The following is an 18,320-nucleotide window of genomic DNA, read 5'->3' as shown; positions in this document are numbered from 1 at the left end:
TTTGTGTCTTACTATTTGCAAATAGTTTAGAAAAATTTTAACAATTGTTATGAGTAATAAAGACGATTTTTACGGCAAATTAAAAGTTCAGTTAGATGCTACCACAGAGTTTCCTGCAGAATACTTGTATAAATTTATTGTACCAACTACAGAAAACCAAGTTACAGAGGTAGAAAATATTTTTGATAACACAGGTGCAGTCATTAATACAAAGAAATCTAAAACAGGTAAATTTGTAAGTGTTTCAATAATTTTGAAACTAAAAACTTCAGATGAAGTAATAGCATATTATAAAAAAGCAGAAAAAATAAAAGGAATCATCTCATTATAGTTTAGTTTATGAAAAAAAGAGTTTTATTCATTTGTACTTTATTCTTTAGTTTAAATGGTTTTTCTCAAGAAGGAAAAACTTTAGTTACAATAAATAAAGAAAAAACAACAGTAGCAGATTTTAAGCGTGTTTACGAAAAAAATTTAGACGTAATAGATAGTGAAGAAGCAAAAGACGTTGCCAAGAATCTAGAGCTTTATATCAACTATAAATTAAAAGTTAAAGAAGCTTATCAATTAAAACTAGATACACTGCCATCTTATATAAGAGAAATAGCATCTTATAAAAATCAACTTTCTGCACCTTACTTGCAAGACACTACTTTTATAACAGCATTAGTAAAAGATGTTTATTTTAGAACAAAAAATGAAGTTAAAGCAAAACATATTTTAATTAGAACAACTAAAGATGCCACGCCAAAAGATACTTTAGCTTCTTTTAATAAAATTTTAGAGATTAGAAATAGAATTATAAAAGGAGAAGATTTTGAAAAGGTAGCAGCAGAAACGTCAGAAGATAAATCTGCACAAGATGATTCTAAAACGGGGAGAAAAGGAAACAATGGTAATCTAGGGTATTTTAATGCTTTTAAAATGGTTCCTTCTTTTGAAGATGCAGCATATACAACCAAAGTAGGTGCAGTTTCTATGCCATTTAGAAGTCAGTTTGGGTATCATATTCTTAAAGTTGATGATTTTAGAGTCTCTAAAGGAGAGTTAGAGACGGCGCATATATTAATTACAGATACCACTAAAGTTGGTAAGACTAGAATTGATGAAGTATATGCAAAGCTTCAGCAAAAAGAAGCTTTTGAAAAATTAGCAAATGAATATTCAGATGATAAAGGTTCTAAAGCTAACGGAGGAAAATTAAATAAGTTTGGCACAGGAAGAATGGTAAAACCATTTGAAGATGCTGCTTTTTCTTTGAAAAATGAAGGGGATTTTTCTAAACCATTTAGAACACGTTTTGGTTGGCATATTGTAAAACTTTTAAAAACACATGCTATAAAGCCTTTTGCAGAAATGAAAAAAGAGCTTACTGCTAAAATTAAAAGTAGTTCTAGAATGCAAATGTCTGAAACTGCGGTTGTAAATAAATTAACAGCTAAATATTCAATTGTAGAAAATGAAGAAGCTAAAGAGATTTTAAATAGAAAAAATATTAGAGCAATAGCTAAAGATTCTCTTCAAAATATAATTATAAGTATTAATAACAAGAATATAACGCAAGAAACGTTTGTTAAATATATAAGAAATAGAAGACATATACCTGTTTACGTTTTGTTTGATATGTTTAAAAGCCAAGAAATTCTAAGTTATTATAAAGAAAACTTAATATACACAGAGCCAGAATATGCTTATACTTTAAATGAATATGAAGATGGTTTACTGTTGTTTGAATTGATGCAACAAAAAATATGGAATAAATCTTCTAAAGACACCTTGGGGTTGAAAACATATTTTTTAAATAACAAAGGAGCATATAATTCTAATGAATTGAAAAATATAAAAGGTAAGGTGATAAATGATTATCAAAATTTTTTAGAAAAAAATTGGATTGCAGATTTAAGAAATAAAAATAAAATTAAAGTAAACAAAAGACAATTAAAGAATTTAATTAAATTTTACGATAAAAAATAATGAGGTTTATAACTGTCTTTTTTTGTGTTTTTCTCTTTACTTCTTGCGACTATCTTTTGGTACAAGAGAAAGAAGAACATACATCAGAAATTGTAGCAATTGTTAATACAGATAAACTATTTAAAAAAGATTTAAAAGATATTCTGCCTAGAAATATAGCTAAAGAAGATAGTTTAATTTTAGTAAAAAGTTTTATACAAGATTGGGCAGTGAAAAAATTATTATTGAAAGCTGCAGCAAATAATAATACAGCAGAATCTTTAGAAAATATTAATAAGCTTGTACAAGATTATAGAGAAAGCCTTCTTATAAATAATTACAAAGAAGAATTGATAAAGCAGCAATTAGATACTTTAATTTCAGATGATGAAATTGAACAATATTATGTAGCAAATAATGAAAACTTTAAATTGAATGAAGTTTTAGTAAAATCTAAATATCTATACTTTAATCATACTATAAACGATGAAAAAGAAATTATAAAGCTGTTTAAATCTGATGCAATTGGTGATGCCGAAGAATTGGAAAGGCAGCAGTTGAGTTTCAAAATATATCAGTTAAATGACTCTGTTTGGATAGAATTAGACAAGATTTTGTTAAAACTGCCTTTTTCTAAAGAAAATCTGTTAAAAAAATCAAAATTCATTCAAAAACAAGATTCATTAGGTTTATATTTGGTGGCTATAAAAGACGTTTTGAATAGAAACGAAATAGCACCGTTAAGCTACATTAAACCAACCATAAAAGAAATGATTTTGCACAAGCGTAAAATCGAATTAATAAGAGAGATTGAAAAAATAATAGTAAAAGATGCCACAAAAAACAATAATTTCAAAATATACTAAATTCCTTTTAATTGCTGTAATTTTCTCAGCAACAACATTACAACTAAATGCTCAGAAAGTTAAAATTGATGGAGTAGCAGTAGTCATAGGGAAAAATATCGTTTTAGATTCTGATATTGCTAAGTTTAAGCAAGAAGTAGAGCAAAGAAGTGAGGGGAAAATTACCATTTCAGATTGTGAAATGTTAGAAGAATTAATGAAGCAAAAATTACTTTCTCATCATGCAGTTATTGATAGTGTAACCGTTACAGATAAAGAGGTTAATAGTAGAGTTGATAAAAGTATTCAATTTTTCACACAAGAATATGGTTCTATAGAAAAAGTAATTGCTGCTTATGGCTTTAATGACTTAGACGATTTAAAAGGCGAATTATATAACGTACAAAAAGAAAATATCTTAGTAGAAAAAGAACAGTTAAAAATAACTGAAAAGGTAGATGTTACACCAGAAGAGGTTCGTTTGTATTTTAACGGCTTAAAAGATAAAGGTGAATTACCAGAATTTACTGCAGAAATAGAGTTGGCTCAAATTGTTATGAATGCAGAACCAACGTTAGAAGAAAATAATAAGGTTATTGCAGAATTAACTGAAATTAGAAAAGAAATTATAGATGGCGCAAGTTTTAGAATGAAAGCCATTATAAATTCTAAAGATCCGGGTGTTACTCAAAACGGAGGGAAAATGGAAGTAACTAAAGAATCTGGTCTTATTAAGGAGTTTAAAGAAGTTTCTTTTTCTTTAGAGAAAAATGAAATATCTAAACCTTTTAAAACTCTTTTTGGGTATCATATTATTCAATTACATGAAATTAAAGGAAATACTAGAACCGTTTCTCATATTTTATTGCAACCAGAAATTCCTGAAGCTAGATTAAAAGAGACACAATTAAAAGTAGAAGAAATTAAAAGAGATATAGAAGAAGGAAAACTTACTTTTGAAGAAGCTGTAAAAAAATATTCTGCAGATAAAGGTTCTAAAAATAACGGCGGAGTTATTATTAACCCATATTCTGGAGAAACTAAATTCGATTTAACAAGAATGGACCCTGCAATGTATGCCAGAGTTAATGATTTAAAACAAGGTACTTATACAGATGTTTTTTATGATGAAGCTAGAGGTGGAGAGAAAATGTATAAATTCATTTTAATGAAGGAAAGAACAGATACGCATACTGCAGACTTAGTAGAAGATTATGTAAAAGTTCAAGCACTTGCTTTAAACAAGAAAAAAGAAGAAATTATAGAAAAGTGGTCTAACGATAAAATTAAAGATACCTATATTAAATTAGGAGAAGATTATAAAAAGTGTTCTTTTGATAAAAACTGGAAAAAAGCAACAAGTAAATAATGTCAGACGTTAAAGCGGTAAATAATTTAGTAAGCAAATTTGAAATTCTAAAATCTGAAATAGGGAAAGTAATTATTGGCCAAAAAGAGGCGGTAAACTTTACATTACTTTCTGTTTTTTGTGGAGGACATTCATTACTAATAGGAGTTCCTGGTTTAGCAAAAACACTATTAGTAAACACAGTTTCTGATGCTTTAGGATTGAATTTTAAAAGAATTCAGTTTACACCAGACTTAATGCCATCAGATATTTTAGGAAGCGAGATTTTAGACGAAAATAGACAGTTTAAGTTTATAAAAGGGCCTATTTTTTCTAATATTATCTTAGCAGATGAAATAAATAGAACACCTCCAAAAACGCAAGCTGCTTTATTAGAGGCAATGCAAGAGCGTTCTGTTACTGTTTCTGGAAACCATTATAAGCTAGCTTTACCTTTTTTCGTATTAGCAACCCAAAACCCAATTGAGCAAGAAGGAACCTATCCTTTGCCAGAAGCTCAATTAGATAGGTTTATGTTTTCTATTAATTTAGAGTACCCAACTTTTGAAGAAGAAGTTCAAGTTGTAAAAAGTACAACTTCTATTATAAATCAAAACGTGAATGCTGTTTTTTCTGGTCAAGAAATTGTTGAAATTCAACAATTAATTAGAAAAATACCGGTTGCAGATAATGTTATTGAATATGCTGTAGGTTTGGTTGGCAAAACAAGACCAAAATCTGAACAAGCAACAGAAATGGTGAAAAGTTATTTAGATTGGGGAGCAGGACCAAGAGCTTCACAAAATTTAATTTTAGGAGCAAAAGCACATGCAGCTGTAAATGGTAAATATTCGCCAGATATAGAAGATGTAAAAGCAATAGCAATTCCTATTTTATCTCATAGAATTGTAAAAAACTACAAAGCAGAGGCAGAAGGTATTTCTGTTGCAGATATTATTAATTCGCTGTTATAGGTAGTACTCTTTTCAACAATCAATTATAGCGTAAAATCTTATTTAAAATTATAATTAATTCTCGATACAGTATGCTTTTTTTACATGCTATATCGAGAATTAATGTTTTTTGCAATAATTAATTTTCTTCTTCAGTCTCTTCAGAAGCGTTTTCGAAGAAACTAAAAACATTGCCACCATAACGTTTGTCATACGTATGTTTTGCGTGCTTCGTTAAATCGGTGTGTTTAGAATGTTCTACAATTAAAACACCATCTTCATTTAATATTTCTCTATCAAAAACTAAATCTACTATTTTTAAAAATTGTTCTTCTTCAAAATCATAAGGAGGATCTGCAAAAATAATATCCGTTTTTAAGGGTGTTTTTTCTAGAAACTTGTAGACGTCACTTTTAAATGTATTAATGTCTAGGTCTAATTCTTTTGCAGTGCTATTTATGTATTTAATACAACCAACATGGGCATCAACAGCGTGAATTGTTTTTGTTCCTCTAGAGGCAAATTCATAGCTAATGTTTCCTGTACCAGAAAATAAATCTATTACAGAGATTGTATCAAAAAAATAAGTGTTGTTTAAGATGTTAAACAAAGATTCTTTTGCCATGTCTGTTGTTGGTCTAACAGGTAGGTTTTTAGGCGCTGATAAACGTCTTGATTTTAATTTTCCAGAAATAATTCTCATGAGCCTAATAGTATGAAGTTAGAATGTGAAGGAATGCTTAATTCACTAAAAATGGAATTTGAACTTTCAAAAAAATAAACATTTTTAATGTATTTATATGTTGTCTTATAAATGGCAGAATTTAAAGTGATTTCTCCCATAAAATATAAAGGAAACTCTTTGGTATCGATATTTAATTGTTCCGCTACAAATAGAATATAATAGATAAAATCTTCTTTAGAATTGTAGGAGAACGTATTTGAAAGCACAAGTTTGTCATTTTCTAGCACTACAATATCTAATGTGGCTTTAGAAACATTTACAAACATTGTTTTTTCTTTAATTCTGTTCAGTTTTAACAGTTTTTCAATTAAAACAGTACTGTGATGTTTGTATTCAAATTCGCCAAAATTCTGAAATAAGTAGTTGTTTATGTTTACATAAGGAACGTAAATATTTTTAGAATCTAAAGTTTCTAAATTATCAAAAGTGATAAAATCTGTTGCTAATGTTTTGATGTTAAAGTTTAGATAAGATGCTAATTTTCTTTCATCAAAAAAGGAATTTGGTACTAACGTAGCCAGATTGTTTTGATGAATAACTGTAACAGAGTTAAAATCGCTTTGTAAATGTGTGTCTGTTTTAAAAATGGCCTCAATTTTTAATAACAGATTTTCTGGTGTTGTCTGTGAACTCTCAAAATTGTATTCACGGAAATACACCTCTTTTTTAGAAGCAGTGTTGTAAATAGAAAAAGAAAATCCATCCAAATTAAATTGAATGGATAATCTATTATCTTTTATAGTTTTCAAAGAAATACTATTCTTTTTTATCACCTTTCTTGTCATAAGAAGGTGGCCAGTTTCCTGCTGTTGTAACTTCATCCAAAGAACCTACAGAGATGTATTCTCCTTTAATTTGATCTGAAGCCATTACCTCTAGCTCTAGTTTTACTAAAGATTCGTTCATTCCCTTTAAAAGAGGTTTTTTAGAAGTTTTAGCCATAAAAGTCGGTACAACTAAACCTATTATTTTTTCTACAGTACCAATTTCAAGCTCATATTCTTTACCTACTAAACCAGGTACTTTAAACATGTTTTTGTAATCTCTACCCTTAAAATACTTTAATACAGATTCATAACCAATAGTGTCTGTTACTCTTCTTTCCACTTCATCTGTAATACCACCACCTTTATTAACTGTTTCTACAATCGTTTTGGTTACTGTTAATGCTAACTGAGCAGAGTCTACAAATTTAATTAGTAAATTTTTATCTTTTGTATAATTACCGGTTGCTTCATAATACTTTACTTCAGCATCTCTAATCATTTTAAGATTATCTACAACTTTAGAATATCTTTTAACTTTGTTTTTGTTAAAGTTAATAGGCTCCATAATACCATTATAAATCTTAAAGCCTAAAAAGACTGCTAAGAATAATAACAAAATAGATGCGATCCATCTTAACTTTAAAGGTAAATATTTAACTATAACAATAGCTATAAGCACTGCAACTAAAACTGCAGCTAAAATCATTCCTAATAATCCCATTTTTAATGTTTTTTTTTAATAGTCCTATCGCAAATCTACAATTTTTTTTTAATGATAAAAACTTTTATTTACAAATCGACGTATCTTTGGTGCTTTAATTAATATATGATAGAAAAACCCGCGGATTTTAATAAAGAATTGTTAAATAAATTCCCTCATCAACCTACTATAAAACAACGCAAGTTATTAGATTTACTAAGTCATTTTATTTTTAATGAAGACAAAGATGCCTTGTTTCTTCTAAAAGGATATGCAGGAACGGGAAAAACAACTACTATTGGTACATTTGTTAATTCTTTATGGACTGCTGGTAGAAAAGCGGTCTTATTGGCACCTACAGGTAGAGCTGCAAAAGTAATTGCATTGTACTCTAAAAAACCTGCATTTACCATTCATAAAAAAATATATTTCCCTAAAAAGCAGTCTAATGGTTCTGTAGCTTTTGTTTTACAACCTAATAAACATACAAATACTATTTTTATAGTTGATGAAGCTTCTATGATACCTGATGGAAAACAGAATCAGCAATTGTTTGATGCTAGTTCTCTATTAGATGATTTAATTTCTTATGTCTATTCTGGTGTGAATTGTAAATTGATTTTTATTGGTGATACAGCGCAGCTTCCGCCAGTAAAGCTAGATGTTTCACCTGCTTTAGAACAAGACACTTTAACGTATGATTATCATAAACAAGTAACAGAGATAGAATTAGATGAGGTAATGCGACAACATGAAGATTCTGGTATTTTAGCCAATGCAACTGCTTTAAGATTGTTATTAAGAAATGAAGGCGATAAGTTTCAGTTTGATGTTGATTTTGCAGATATTAAAAGATTAGAAGATGGTTATGATATTGAGGATGCTATTGTAACAGCGTATGAAAGTGACGGTGTAGAGGATACTGCATTTATTGTACGTTCTAACAAACGTGCGAACCAATACAATCAACAAATAAGATATAATATAAGAGGACAAGAAAATGAAATTTCTGCAGGAGATTATATAATGATTGTTAAAAATAATTATTTCTGGTTACCAGAATCTTCTACCGCTGGTTTTATTGCAAACGGAGATATTTGTGAAGTTTTAAAAATATTTTCTATCAAAGAATTGTATGGTTTTAAATTTGCTGAAGTAGAAATTAGAATGATAGATTATCCTCAAATGCATCCTTTTGAAACCGTTTTGCTATTAGATACATTAACTAGTGAGAGCCCATCTTTAACTTACGAAGAATCTAATAAACTATACCAGGCAGTTAAGGAAGATTATGTCCACGAAAAATCGAAATACAAGCAATTTATGGCGATTAAAAAAAATAAATATTTCAATTCGTTACAAGTGAAGTTTTCTTATGCTATGACGTGTCATAAATCTCAAGGAGGACAATGGAAAACCGTTTTTATAGAACAACCTTATTTGCCAGATGGTGTTTCTAAAGAATATTTTAGATGGTTGTATACTGCAATTACAAGAGCACAGGAAAAGCTGTATTTAATTGGCTTTAAAGACGATTTTTTTATGGAGTAAGTTTTTAAAAACTAATGATTTAATATTAAAAAAGTGATGTTTTCTATGTATTTAAGAAGCAGTCTTAATTATTGATGTTTTTCTTCATTTATAACGAAAATGATATTTTTTTTAATTTTGAAGTATTAATCTCTATTTTAATAAATAATTAAAATTAATTGATCCATATTTATGGCCATTATCAAACCTTAAATCTTTAGATTTATTTGAGTTATAGTTAAAAGTGTACCCAAAATTAAATCTATTTACCGTAAACTTTAAACCAATTGCTAGATTAAAAACTAACGGAACTAATTCACTAGTTACTTCACTGCCTGTATTTAAAAAACTTCCTTGTAGTGTCGCATCATACAACACATATCTTAAAGTTGGTTCTATGAAAATAAAAGATTCTACTTCTCTGTAATAAGAGGTGTTTTTATTATTGATGTTTGTGTTATACGCAATAGAATTCGCTAAAGATTGTAGTGGTTTAAAACCAATTCTAGCTAAAAAACCAGAAGAAATATTGGTGTAAACTGTTCCTAGTTTTCCAAAATTTATCCAAGAAAGATCAAAATGATTCATTTTATCTTTTCCTAAGAACTTATGATACTCTGCATTAATATTTAAAGCAAGCGCATTTTTAACTTGATATTTCCAACCAACAGCATCTTCAAAACCATATAAATTATGAATAAAACCCTGCAATTCTTTAGAAAAGGAATGCGAACCAATAACCCCTAACTGTAAGGTTGTCTTAAAAGATTGGTTGCTTTTATATATCTTATTAATACTAAAACTACCATATAAATAACCAGCAAATGGTCTGTCATGGTCCTCAATGTCAAGATTAACAGCTCTATTAGGTGTGTACATTTCATGATTAATACCCCATTCAAAAATCTTCTTTTCTAAGTTCTTATTTTTTTCTTCAGATAGATATTTAAAAGAAAAAAACATTCCGTTTGTATAGTACCTATCATCATAAGTAGAAGTGTATAAATCATTTTCAGTAATAAAACTTATTTCCTTAGAGAATTTTTTTTGCGAAAAAACACCAAATGTGAAGCCTAAAAATAGAATTATAGTAATTTTTTTCATAGAAAAACAAATATAAAATAAGTTACTTAAATTGATGATTTTTTAACTTTATTTAGAAAAAAAAGTAATATTTTTAATTTTCGAAAAAAGATACATGAGTACAAGCAAAAAATTTACTATAGAAGATTTTGAAAACTTAGAAAATAATAAGGATTTACTTGAGTTAATTAAAGATAAAAGCGATTTATATAAAAAAGTTCAGAAAACACTTTTGTATACAGAAGAGTTGCGATTATTACAGATAGAATTGGTAAAATTACAACGTTGGATCTCTAAAGAGAACAAGCGTGTTGCTATTATTTTTGAAGGTAGAGATGCAGCAGGAAAAGGAGGGAATATTCGAAGGTTTATGGAACATTTAAATCCTCGTTCTAGTAGATTGGTTGCTTTAAATAAACCAACCGAAGTAGAAAAAGGGCAATGGTACTTTCAACGTTATATAAAAGAATTACCCAATCCTGGGGAAATCGTTTTTTTTGATAGAAGTTGGTATAATAGAGCTGTTGTAGAGCCTGTAATGGATTTCTGTACACAAAAACAATACAAAGAATTTTTAGTTCAGGTGCCAGAATTTGAACATATGATGTATGAAGATGGCGTAATTATTATTAAATTTTGGCTATCAATTTCAAAAGAAGAACAATTAAAAAGGTTTGAAGAGCGTAAAGAAAACCCTTTAAAACGCTGGAAATTTAGTCCTGTAGATAAAAAAGGACAAACACTTTGGGACAAGTACACCCATTATAAAGCAGAAATGTTTTCTAAAACACATACTTCTTACAGCCCTTGGATGATGATAAAAACCAATGACAAACAAGTAGCAAGACTAGAGGCAATAAAGCATGTGATTTCTCAATTTGATTATGATGGCAAAGAGGAAGCAAAAACAACATTAACACCAGACCCAAACGTTGTAATGCGTTACTATAGGTCTAATAGGAATATAGATTAATTTTATGGAAACAAAATTAACAACAAAAGAATTAAATAAGTTAACTACAAAAAAAGGGCTTTTAGCACTTTTATCTAAAAGCCCTTTAAGTATTGAAAGGAGCTTAAGATATGTAGATTATCAAAAAAAATTAAAAAAATTACAAGTAGAACTTATTCGTTTACAAACTTGGGCAATTAATAATAATGAACGTATAATTATTGTTTTTCAAGGAAGAGATGCTGCTGGAAAAGGTGGTGCTATTAGAAGATTAACAGAACGTATTAATCCTCGTCACATGAGAATTGTTGCTTTACCAAAACCAAGTGAAGATGAGCAGACGCAATGGTACTTTCAAAGATATGTAGAGCAATTTCCAAAAGCAGGCGAAATTGTTTTCTTTGATAGAAGTTGGTATAATAGAGCAGTTGTAGAGCCTGTAAACGGTTTTTGTACGCCAGAAGAATATGATATTTTTATGAATCAAGTTAACGGATTTGAAAAAATGATTTTAGAATCTGGAATTCATTTGGTTAAGATTTATATGTCTATTTCTAAGAAAGAACAAGCCAAACGCTTTGCAGACATAAAGAGCAATCCATTAAAACAATGGAAAATGACCAAGTTAGATGAAAAAGCGCAAGTTTTGTGGGATCAATACACAGAGTATAAAAATGCGATGTTTAAAAAAACAAATACAAAAATATCTCCTTGGAAAGTAATTAGAGCGAATAGAAAAACGGAAGCCAGAGTAAACGTAATTAATCACGTTTTAAATAGCATTCCTTATGATAAAGATTTAGAAATTTAATTGATTAGATTTCTAATTTCAGCAAAAATATAATACACTTCAGCCGCAATTTGTTCATTGGTTTTTAGATAAGCTGCTGTTTGTTCTGGGGTGCCATCAGAATCTTTAGGATCTGTAAAAGGTAAATGAAACCTTTCTATAGCTGTTGGTATAAAAGGGCAGTTTTTATCAGCATTATTACACGTTGTAATAGCTATATAAGGTTCTACATTAATTTCATTATCAAACCTTTTAGAAAAGCCCAAAATTGTTTTTTTACTACCAATAAAGGAAATTAAATACTTAGGATTTTGATGAGAAAAATCTTCAACTTTAAAATCGAAACCAACAGATTGTAATGTTTTAACGGTATTTCTATAAAAAGCAGTTACTTCTGTTCCGCCAGAAAAAGCATGTATATTTAAGTCGAAATAATTTGCAGCGTAAAATGCCCAGACTTGTCCTAGTTGACTTCTTCTCGAATTATGCGTGCAAATAAAGTTTAAGTTTACAAGGTTACTTTTTGCATATTCATTCGCTACCGTTTCAGAAATTTTAAAAAGTATTCTTTTTCTATCTTCATTTAATTTTATTTTTTTTGAAGCTAGTTTAAAGAAGTTTTCTGTAGAAATGGTAGAAGTTTTAGGCATATGCTTATTTTTGTAGTAAAGTTAAGAGCTTATATTTAAAATTGAATTAAAATAATGTTAAGAAAGGGTTTTGAAATTGGTAATAAGGTAGCTGTTTTAGATGATGTTTTAAAAGGAGAAGTTACAGCGATTGTAAAAGATTTAATTTCGATTAAAACTACAGACGGAATGATTTTTAACTTTAACGAAAAAGAATTGGTTAAAATTGAAACAGAACAACACGAGTTAACGAAGTTTTCTGATATTAACAATAGTTTCTTAAAAGATAAAATTGGACAGTCTAAAGCTAAAAAGAACCTTTTTAAGAAGCAAAATAAAGAAGTGATAATGGAGGTAGATTTGCATATTAGTAAACTTACAAAATCTGTAAAAGGTTTAGATAATTATGATATGTTAAACCTTCAATTAGACACAGCAAAAAGAAAAGTTGAATTTGCTATTCAGAAAAGAATTTCTAAAATTGTCTTTATTCATGGAGTAGGAGAAGGGGTTTTAAAATCTGAACTGCAATCTCTTTTAAATAAATACCCTGTAAAGCATTATGACGCTTCTTATAAACAATATGGCTTAGGAGCCACAGAGGTATATGTTTTTCAAAATATAGTCTCGTAAAATAAACTTATTTTCACCTTATGAATGCCATTTATTTAGACAACGCAGCCACTACAAATATTTACAAAGAAGTTATAGAGGTAATGCAAATTTCTATGACAGAGAATTTAGGAAACCCTTCTTCGATACATCAATTTGGTCGAAAAGCAAAGTCTTCTGTAGAAACTGCACGAAAAAATATTGCAAAGCATTTTAATGTTTCTGCAGCAGAAATTATTTTTACTTCTAGCGGAACAGAAGCAGACAATTTAATTTTGCACAATGCTGTTTTAAATTTAGGGGTAACTAAAATTATTACTTCAAAAATTGAACATCATGCTGTTTTACACACTTGTGAGTTCTTACAGAAAAGTAGAAGTATTACAGTAGAATATGTAAAGGTAGATGCATTTGGTACTATCGATATTCTCCACTTAGAATCTTTGTTAAAAGCATCTGAAGAAAAAACATTGGTAAGTTTAATGATGCTTAATAATGAAATAGGGAATATGCTTCCTATGAATGATATAGCTAATTTATGTAAGCGAAATGATGCTTTGTTTCATTCAGATACTGTGCAAGCAATAGGTCATTACACTATCGATTTACAAAAAACAATGCTAGATTTTATGGTTGCGAGTGCACATAAATTCCATGGGCCAAAAGGAGTTGGTTTTGCTTTCTTTAGAAAAGGATTTGGTATTTTACCAATGCTTCATGGTGGCGATCAGGAAAAAGGAGCAAGGTCTAGTACAGAAAATGTACATGCTATTTTAGGAATGGATAAAGCTTTAAGTATCGCGTATGATGTACTTCAAAAAGATAAAGATTATATAGAAAGTTTAAAGGTTTATTTTATTTCTGAATTGAAAAAAATATCAGAAGACATTCAATTTAATGGTCTTTCAGAAGATTTAGAGAGAAGTGGTTACACTATTTTAAGTGTTCGTTTTCCTGTAAAAAATGAAATGCTATTGTTTAGTCTAGATTTGGCAGGAATTGCTGTTTCTGGTGGAAGTGCATGCCAAAGTGGAAGTAACAAAGGTTCTCATGTATTATCTGAGCTATTATTTAATGGAGAAGAAGATAAGACTTCTATTCGTTTTTCTTTCTCTAAATTCACTAAAAAGGAAGATTTAGATTTTACTGTTTTAAAATTAAAAGAGCTGTTGTAAAAAAATAAACCTTCAACTTATGATAAGCCGTGTATTTCAAAACAAAAAAACCGAAACTTTTAAGTTTCGGTTTTTTTTTAATTATTAAAGAAAATTACTTCTTTTTTTGTTGAGCTTGTTGCTCTTGTGCTTGCTTCATCGCAGAATCAATTTTTTCTCTAAACTTGCTCTTTTTCTTTTCAGGACGTTTTTTGTTTTCTTCTATTTTTGCATGAATCTTATCTTCATCAATTACATAGTTTTTAATTACCAACATAATTACAATAGTTAACAAGTTAGAAATAAAGTAATACAAACTTAAACTACTTGCATAATTGTTAAAGAAAAACAACATCATAATAGGAGAGAAGTAAATCATATACTTCATCATTTTACTCATATCTGGCATGCCTTCTTGCGTTGGCGCTTGCATATTTGCTTGCTGACTTTGATTCATTTTCATATAAAAGAAAATAGCTACAGATGCTAAAATTGGAAATAAACTTACGTGGTTACCATAAAAAGGAATCGTGAAAGGCAATGTAAAGATAGTATCATAAGAAGATAAATCTGGCGCCCATAAAAAGCTTTCTTGTCTTAAAGCTAAGTTTGTAGGAAAAAACTTAAACAAAGCAAAGAATACTGGCATTTGTAATAAGGCTGGTATACAACCAGACATCATGCTAACTCCTGCTTTTCGCTGAATTGCCATGGTTTCTTGCTGACGTTTCATTGCATTTTCTTTACCAGGATATTTCTCATTCAAGGCAGTTAATTCAGGTCTAATTACCTTCATTTTTGCACTCGATAAATAAGATTTATATACCAAAGGAGACATAATTAATCTTACAACAATTGTCATTAATATAATTATTAATCCGTAGTTTGATAAAAATCCTTCTAAGAAATTAAATACTGGGTAAAAAACGGTTCTATTTAAGAAACCAAAAATACCCCAACCTAAATCTGCCGTTTGATCTAAATCTGTTCCTGCAAATTGTTCGCTACTTAATAAATTATAATCACTTGGTCCGTAAAACCATTTCATGTTATAATTTAATTCTCCATTAGATAATTCTAAAGGTGTTTTTAATTCGAATTTTTTTGTATAAACAGTATCTATCTCTTCATTTAAAACTAAATCTGTAGAGGTAATAGTAGCATTATTAAAAGGAGTATCAGATAATAAGTTACTTGTAAAAAAATGTTGTTTGTAAGCAACCCAGTCTACGTCATTTAAAACCTCTGAACTACCACCATTAATATAGTCTACGTCCTCTTCTGCTTTGTAGTAGAAGTGCGTATACATTGTATTTTCTGTCTTTAAACTCTTTTCATGTCTATATCCATTTAAAGACCAGTTTAAGTTAATAGGGTTAGAAGAGTTTAATACGTTACTAAGACCTTGAGAACGGATAGAGAAATTTACCATATATTCTTTAGGTTTCATTTCATATCTGTATTCTAAATACTGATTTTCAGAAACTTTCAACTTCATAGAAACAACTTGATTATCTCCGTTTTTAGTAATAGTTGGTTGAAAGAAAAGGTTTTTAGTATTTAAAATTCGATTATCTGTTGTACCAAAATTAATGTTAAAAGATGCATTATTATCTTTTATCATATAAAGAGGAAGAGAGTCGTAGGTTTTAAAATTTTTTATTAAAGCTTCCTTAATTTGTCCACCTTTATTATCAATTGTTAGTTTTACAACCTCATTTTCTAAAATTGAAACCCCTTCAGAAGCACTAATTGCACTTTGAGCAAAAGCGCCTAATTCATTTTTAAGGGCAATTTGTTTTATAGAATCGTTTTCAAAAGTAGTTTCATTAACAAAAGAAGCATCTGTATTGTTACTTGTTTTTGTAGAATCTACTATTTCTGTTTTAGAAGTAGCATTAGTTTTATCTATTTCTGGTTCTTGTGTGCTCATCCACCAGAAAATAATACCTCCTAATAAGATCAATCCAATAAAAGAATTTAAGTCGAATTTTTTTTGTTCCATTGTATTTTTTTAAAATGTCAATTTGTCATTTTTATACTTACTGTTAAAAGTAAAAAGCGACAAATGTAGCAAAACTGTATGTATTTTAGTTGATTTTGCTACTGTTATTCTTACTGTCTTTACTAGTTCAAATAGTGTTCCTAATTTAAAATTGCCAACTTGATAGCAGTTGACAATTTTTATTGATAGGTGTAATCGTTTTCGATTGCACTCGAACAAACATTATTATACCTTATTTTTTAGATTGTTTTAAAGCAGCTTTAATAAAATCTACAAATAAAGGATGCGGTTTTAACACCGTACTTTTATATTCTGGATGGTATTGTACACCAACAAACCAAGGATGAGAAGAAATTTCTACCACTTCTACCAAGCCAGTCTTTGGGTTTATTCCTGTAGCTTTCATTCCTGCAGCTTCAATTTGTTCTAAATAGTCGTTGTTAAACTCATATCTATGTCTGTGACGCTCGCTAATTAACTCAGATTTATAAGCATCAAATATTTTCGAACCTTTTTTCAATTCACAATCCCAAGCACCTAAACGCATGGTTCCACCTTTTTCTGTAACATCTTTTTGGCTTTCCATTAAGTTAATAACAGGGTATTTTGTGCTTTTATTCATTTCTGTAGAACTCGCATTTTCTAAATCCAATACGTTTCTAGCAAATTCAATAACTGCCATTTGCATTCCCAAACAAATTCCGAAGAAAGGAATATTATTTTCTCTTGCATATCTAACAGCTCTAATTTTTCCTTCAATACCTCTATCTCCAAAACCAGGAGCAACTAAAATACCATTAACGCCCTCTAATTTTTTTGCAGCATTTTTAGGTGTTAAACTTTCTGAATGTACCCAACGCACTTTTACTTTGGTTTCATTAGAAGAACCCGCGTGAATAAATGCTTCGGTAATCGATTTGTAAGAATCGTGTAACTCTACATATTTACCAATTAAGGCAATTTCTACTACGTGTTTTGGGTTTTTATGTTTCTGCAAGAATTGATTCCAAACTTTTAATTCTGGTTCCCCTTTAGAAGAAAGTTTCAATTTATTTAAAACAACGGTGTCTAAACCTTGTGCTAACATTAAATTTGGTACATCATAAATGGTTTCTGCATCTATAGATTGTATTACGTCTTCTTGTTTTACATTACAGAATAAGGCTAGCTTACGCTTAATATCGTCAGAAATTTCATGTTCTGTTCTACATACTAAAATATCTGGACTTACACCACTTTGCATCAACATTTTTACTGAATGTTGTGTTGGCTTTGTCTTTAATTCACCAGCAGCTGCTAAATAAGGCACTAAAGTTAAATGAATAACAATTGCATTTTCAGAACCTTTTTCCCATAATAATTGTCTAACAGACTCTACATAAGGTAAAGATTCGATATCACCAACAGTTCCACCTATTTCTGTAATTACAATGTCATAATCGCCAGTTTCACCTAAAAGCTGAATTCTACGTTTTATTTCGTCTGTAATATGAGGTATTACTTGCACCGTTTTTCCTAAAAATTCTCCTTTACGCTCTTTGTTTATTACAGATTGATAAATTCTACCTGTAGTAACATTATTTGCTTGAGAAGTTGGGATATTTAAATAACGTTCGTAATGCCCTAAATCTAAATCGGTTTCTGCACCATCATCTGTAACATAACATTCGCCATGTTCATAAGGGTTTAGAGTTCCTGGATCTATATTAATGTACGGGTCTAATTTTTGTATGGTTACAGAAAAGCCTCTTTCTTGCAATAGCTTTGCAAGAGATGCAGCTATTATTCCTTTTCCAAGGGATGAAGTTACGCCTCCTGTGACAAAAACGTATTTAGTATTACTCATGGTGTTCTTAGGTTTGCGCAAAAGTACTAACTCTAAAATTTACTTCAAATAAAAAAGGTGAAAAGATTTATAAAATTTGTAAATTTGTCCAAGCAAAAAATATTTTTGTTTTTTTTTCAAATTGTGTTTGTCTAAAATAAAAACAGTTGTATATTTGCCCACGCTTAAAAAGAAGTAAAACTCTAGAAGCAATCACAAAGTAATCAAGAAGATATTTAAAAATACATATAATGCCGAAAAGAACTTACCAGCCATCGAAAAGAAAGAGAAGAAACAAACACGGTTTCAGAGAAAGAATGGCTTCACCTAATGGAAGAAAAGTTTTAGCTAGAAGAAGAGCTAAAGGAAGAAAGAAAGTTTCTGTATCTTCAGAATTTAGACCAAAAAAATAAATGATTAACAATTGTT

General features: G+C 29.3%; 18 protein-coding genes. 11 read left to right on the top strand and 7 right to left on the bottom strand.

Translation table 11 applies throughout. The features are described 5' to 3' along the window. The first annotated feature begins 49 nt into the window (after positions 1-49). Genes CW731_RS05300 through CW731_RS05280 form a run of 5 tightly spaced genes read left to right on the top strand, consistent with a single transcriptional unit; the run spans position 50 to position 5,120 of the window. Positions 50-331 (top strand): DUF493 family protein, encoded by a 282-nt coding sequence (locus CW731_RS05300; RefSeq protein WP_100945750.1) that lies wholly within the window; start codon positions 50-52, stop codon positions 329-331. A gap of 8 nt (positions 332-339) precedes the next feature. After that, positions 340-1,974 (top strand): peptidylprolyl isomerase, encoded by a 1,635-nt coding sequence (locus tag CW731_RS05295; RefSeq protein WP_100945749.1) that lies wholly within the window; start codon positions 340-342, stop codon positions 1,972-1,974. Next, on the top strand, positions 1,974-2,819 hold the full coding sequence (locus CW731_RS05290; RefSeq protein ID WP_100945748.1) for a hypothetical protein: 846 nt from the start codon (positions 1,974-1,976) through the stop codon (positions 2,817-2,819). Before CW731_RS05295 ends, CW731_RS05290 begins: the two co-directional genes overlap by 1 nt. Further along, positions 2,785-4,167 (top strand): peptidylprolyl isomerase, encoded by a 1,383-nt coding sequence (locus tag CW731_RS05285; protein WP_100945747.1) that lies wholly within the window; start codon positions 2,785-2,787, stop codon positions 4,165-4,167. Before CW731_RS05290 ends, CW731_RS05285 begins: the two co-directional genes overlap by 35 nt. Beyond that, positions 4,167-5,120 carry a MoxR family ATPase gene (locus CW731_RS05280; protein ID WP_100945746.1) on the top strand — a complete coding sequence of 318 codons (954 nt, stop codon included), beginning with the start codon at positions 4,167-4,169 and terminating at the stop codon, positions 5,118-5,120. The genes CW731_RS05285 and CW731_RS05280 overlap by 1 nt, the downstream gene beginning before the upstream one ends. A gap of 118 nt (positions 5,121-5,238) precedes the next feature. On the opposite strand, the gene CW731_RS05275 is transcribed toward CW731_RS05280, so the two are convergent. Genes CW731_RS05275 through CW731_RS05265 form a run of 3 tightly spaced genes read right to left on the bottom strand, consistent with a single transcriptional unit; the run spans position 5,239 to position 7,332 of the window. Further along, positions 5,239-5,802 (bottom strand): RsmD family RNA methyltransferase, encoded by a 564-nt coding sequence (locus tag CW731_RS05275; protein ID WP_100945745.1) that lies wholly within the window; start codon positions 5,800-5,802, stop codon positions 5,239-5,241. Then, a complete protein-coding gene (locus CW731_RS05270; protein WP_232734728.1) occupies positions 5,799-6,593 on the bottom strand; it encodes a DUF3822 family protein in 795 nt (264 codons plus the stop codon). The genes CW731_RS05275 and CW731_RS05270 overlap by 4 nt, the downstream gene beginning before the upstream one ends. Positions 6,594-6,600: 7 nt before the next feature. Then, a complete protein-coding gene (locus CW731_RS05265; RefSeq protein WP_100945744.1) occupies positions 6,601-7,332 on the bottom strand; it encodes a hypothetical protein in 732 nt (243 codons plus the stop codon). Between the two features lie 105 nt (positions 7,333-7,437). Between CW731_RS05265 and CW731_RS05260 the strand changes: the two genes are divergently transcribed. Further along, a complete protein-coding gene (locus tag CW731_RS05260; protein ID WP_100945743.1) occupies positions 7,438-8,862 on the top strand; it encodes an ATP-dependent RecD-like DNA helicase in 1,425 nt (474 codons plus the stop codon). Between the two features lie 132 nt (positions 8,863-8,994). Here the strand turns inward: CW731_RS05260 and CW731_RS05255 are convergent, their stop codons facing one another. Then, positions 8,995-9,945 (bottom strand): lipid A deacylase LpxR family protein, encoded by a 951-nt coding sequence (locus tag CW731_RS05255; RefSeq protein WP_100945742.1) that lies wholly within the window; start codon positions 9,943-9,945, stop codon positions 8,995-8,997. 94 nt (positions 9,946-10,039) lie between these two features. On the opposite strand from CW731_RS05255, the gene ppk2 (CW731_RS05250) reads away from it, so the two are divergent. Beyond that, positions 10,040-10,897, top strand: coding sequence for a polyphosphate kinase 2 (gene ppk2 / locus CW731_RS05250; protein ID WP_100945741.1), 858 nt, complete (start codon positions 10,040-10,042; stop codon positions 10,895-10,897). A 4-nt stretch (positions 10,898-10,901) separates the two neighbouring features. Beyond that, complete coding sequence (ppk2, locus tag CW731_RS05245; RefSeq protein WP_100945740.1) at positions 10,902-11,687, top strand: polyphosphate kinase 2; 786 nt, start codon at positions 10,902-10,904, stop codon at positions 11,685-11,687. Here ppk2 (CW731_RS05245) and CW731_RS05240 read toward each other — a convergent pair. Further along, positions 11,684-12,316, bottom strand: coding sequence for a hypothetical protein (locus tag CW731_RS05240; protein ID WP_100945739.1), 633 nt, complete (start codon positions 12,314-12,316; stop codon positions 11,684-11,686). The two genes, ppk2 (CW731_RS05245) and CW731_RS05240, sit on opposite strands and share 4 nt — an antisense overlap. A 54-nt stretch (positions 12,317-12,370) precedes the next feature. Here CW731_RS05240 and CW731_RS05235 point away from each other — a divergent pair, with 54 nt between their 5' ends. Next, positions 12,371-12,928 carry a Smr/MutS family protein gene (locus CW731_RS05235; protein ID WP_100945738.1) on the top strand — a complete coding sequence of 186 codons (558 nt, stop codon included), beginning with the start codon at positions 12,371-12,373 and terminating at the stop codon, positions 12,926-12,928. Positions 12,929-12,948: 20 nt separating this feature from the next. Next, positions 12,949-14,082 carry a cysteine desulfurase family protein gene (locus CW731_RS05230; protein WP_100945737.1) on the top strand — a complete coding sequence of 378 codons (1,134 nt, stop codon included), beginning with the start codon at positions 12,949-12,951 and terminating at the stop codon, positions 14,080-14,082. Between the two features lie 94 nt (positions 14,083-14,176). Here the strand turns inward: CW731_RS05230 and yidC are convergent, their stop codons facing one another. Both yidC and CW731_RS05220 read right to left on the bottom strand, forming a co-directional pair. Then, the gene (gene yidC, locus CW731_RS05225) at positions 14,177-16,066 is read right to left on the bottom strand and encodes a membrane protein insertase YidC (protein WP_100945736.1); all 1,890 of its coding nucleotides are present in this window, start codon (positions 16,064-16,066) and stop codon (positions 14,177-14,179) included. Between the two features lie 232 nt (positions 16,067-16,298). Further along, positions 16,299-17,912, bottom strand: coding sequence for a CTP synthase (locus CW731_RS05220; protein WP_100945735.1), 1,614 nt, complete (start codon positions 17,910-17,912; stop codon positions 16,299-16,301). A gap of 230 nt (positions 17,913-18,142) precedes the next feature. Between CW731_RS05220 and rpmH the strand changes: the two genes are divergently transcribed. Beyond that, on the top strand, positions 18,143-18,304 hold the full coding sequence (rpmH, locus tag CW731_RS05215; RefSeq protein WP_100945734.1) for a 50S ribosomal protein L34: 162 nt from the start codon (positions 18,143-18,145) through the stop codon (positions 18,302-18,304). The last annotated feature ends 16 nt before the right edge of the window (positions 18,305-18,320 follow it).

Origin of the sequence: Polaribacter sp. ALD11, from assembly GCF_002831685.1 — a bacterium.
Lineage (GTDB): Bacteria > Bacteroidota > Bacteroidia > Flavobacteriales > Flavobacteriaceae > Polaribacter.
The sequence above is the reverse complement of the archived record's forward strand: the minus strand, read 5'-3'. Positions and strand labels throughout refer to the sequence as shown.

Excerpts from the sequence above, each read along its gene's own strand:
- ppk2 (WP_100945741.1), top strand. The coding sequence starts at position 10,040 with ATGAGTACAAGCAAAAAATTTACTATAGAAGATTTTGAAAACTTAGAA.
- CW731_RS05255 (WP_100945742.1), bottom strand. The coding sequence starts at position 9,945 with ATGAAAAAAATTACTATAATTCTATTTTTAGGCTTCACATTTGGTGTT.
- CW731_RS05295 (WP_100945749.1), top strand. The coding sequence starts at position 340 with ATGAAAAAAAGAGTTTTATTCATTTGTACTTTATTCTTTAGTTTAAAT.
- CW731_RS05275 (WP_100945745.1), bottom strand. The coding sequence starts at position 5,802 with ATGAGAATTATTTCTGGAAAATTAAAATCAAGACGTTTATCAGCGCCT.
- CW731_RS05265 (WP_100945744.1), bottom strand. The coding sequence starts at position 7,332 with ATGGGATTATTAGGAATGATTTTAGCTGCAGTTTTAGTTGCAGTGCTT.
- CW731_RS05290 (WP_100945748.1), top strand. The coding sequence starts at position 1,974 with ATGAGGTTTATAACTGTCTTTTTTTGTGTTTTTCTCTTTACTTCTTGC.
- rpmH (WP_100945734.1), top strand. The coding sequence starts at position 18,143 with ATGCCGAAAAGAACTTACCAGCCATCGAAAAGAAAGAGAAGAAACAAA.
- CW731_RS05220 (WP_100945735.1), bottom strand. The coding sequence starts at position 17,912 with ATGAGTAATACTAAATACGTTTTTGTCACAGGAGGCGTAACTTCATCC.
- CW731_RS05230 (WP_100945737.1), top strand. The coding sequence starts at position 12,949 with ATGAATGCCATTTATTTAGACAACGCAGCCACTACAAATATTTACAAA.
- yidC (WP_100945736.1), bottom strand. The coding sequence starts at position 16,066 with ATGGAACAAAAAAAATTCGACTTAAATTCTTTTATTGGATTGATCTTA.
- CW731_RS05285 (WP_100945747.1), top strand. The coding sequence starts at position 2,785 with ATGCCACAAAAAACAATAATTTCAAAATATACTAAATTCCTTTTAATT.
- CW731_RS05260 (WP_100945743.1), top strand. The coding sequence starts at position 7,438 with ATGATAGAAAAACCCGCGGATTTTAATAAAGAATTGTTAAATAAATTC.
- CW731_RS05240 (WP_100945739.1), bottom strand. The coding sequence starts at position 12,316 with ATGCCTAAAACTTCTACCATTTCTACAGAAAACTTCTTTAAACTAGCT.
- CW731_RS05235 (WP_100945738.1), top strand. The coding sequence starts at position 12,371 with ATGTTAAGAAAGGGTTTTGAAATTGGTAATAAGGTAGCTGTTTTAGAT.
- ppk2 (WP_100945740.1), top strand. The coding sequence starts at position 10,902 with ATGGAAACAAAATTAACAACAAAAGAATTAAATAAGTTAACTACAAAA.
- CW731_RS05300 (WP_100945750.1), top strand. The coding sequence starts at position 50 with ATGAGTAATAAAGACGATTTTTACGGCAAATTAAAAGTTCAGTTAGAT.
- CW731_RS05280 (WP_100945746.1), top strand. The coding sequence starts at position 4,167 with ATGTCAGACGTTAAAGCGGTAAATAATTTAGTAAGCAAATTTGAAATT.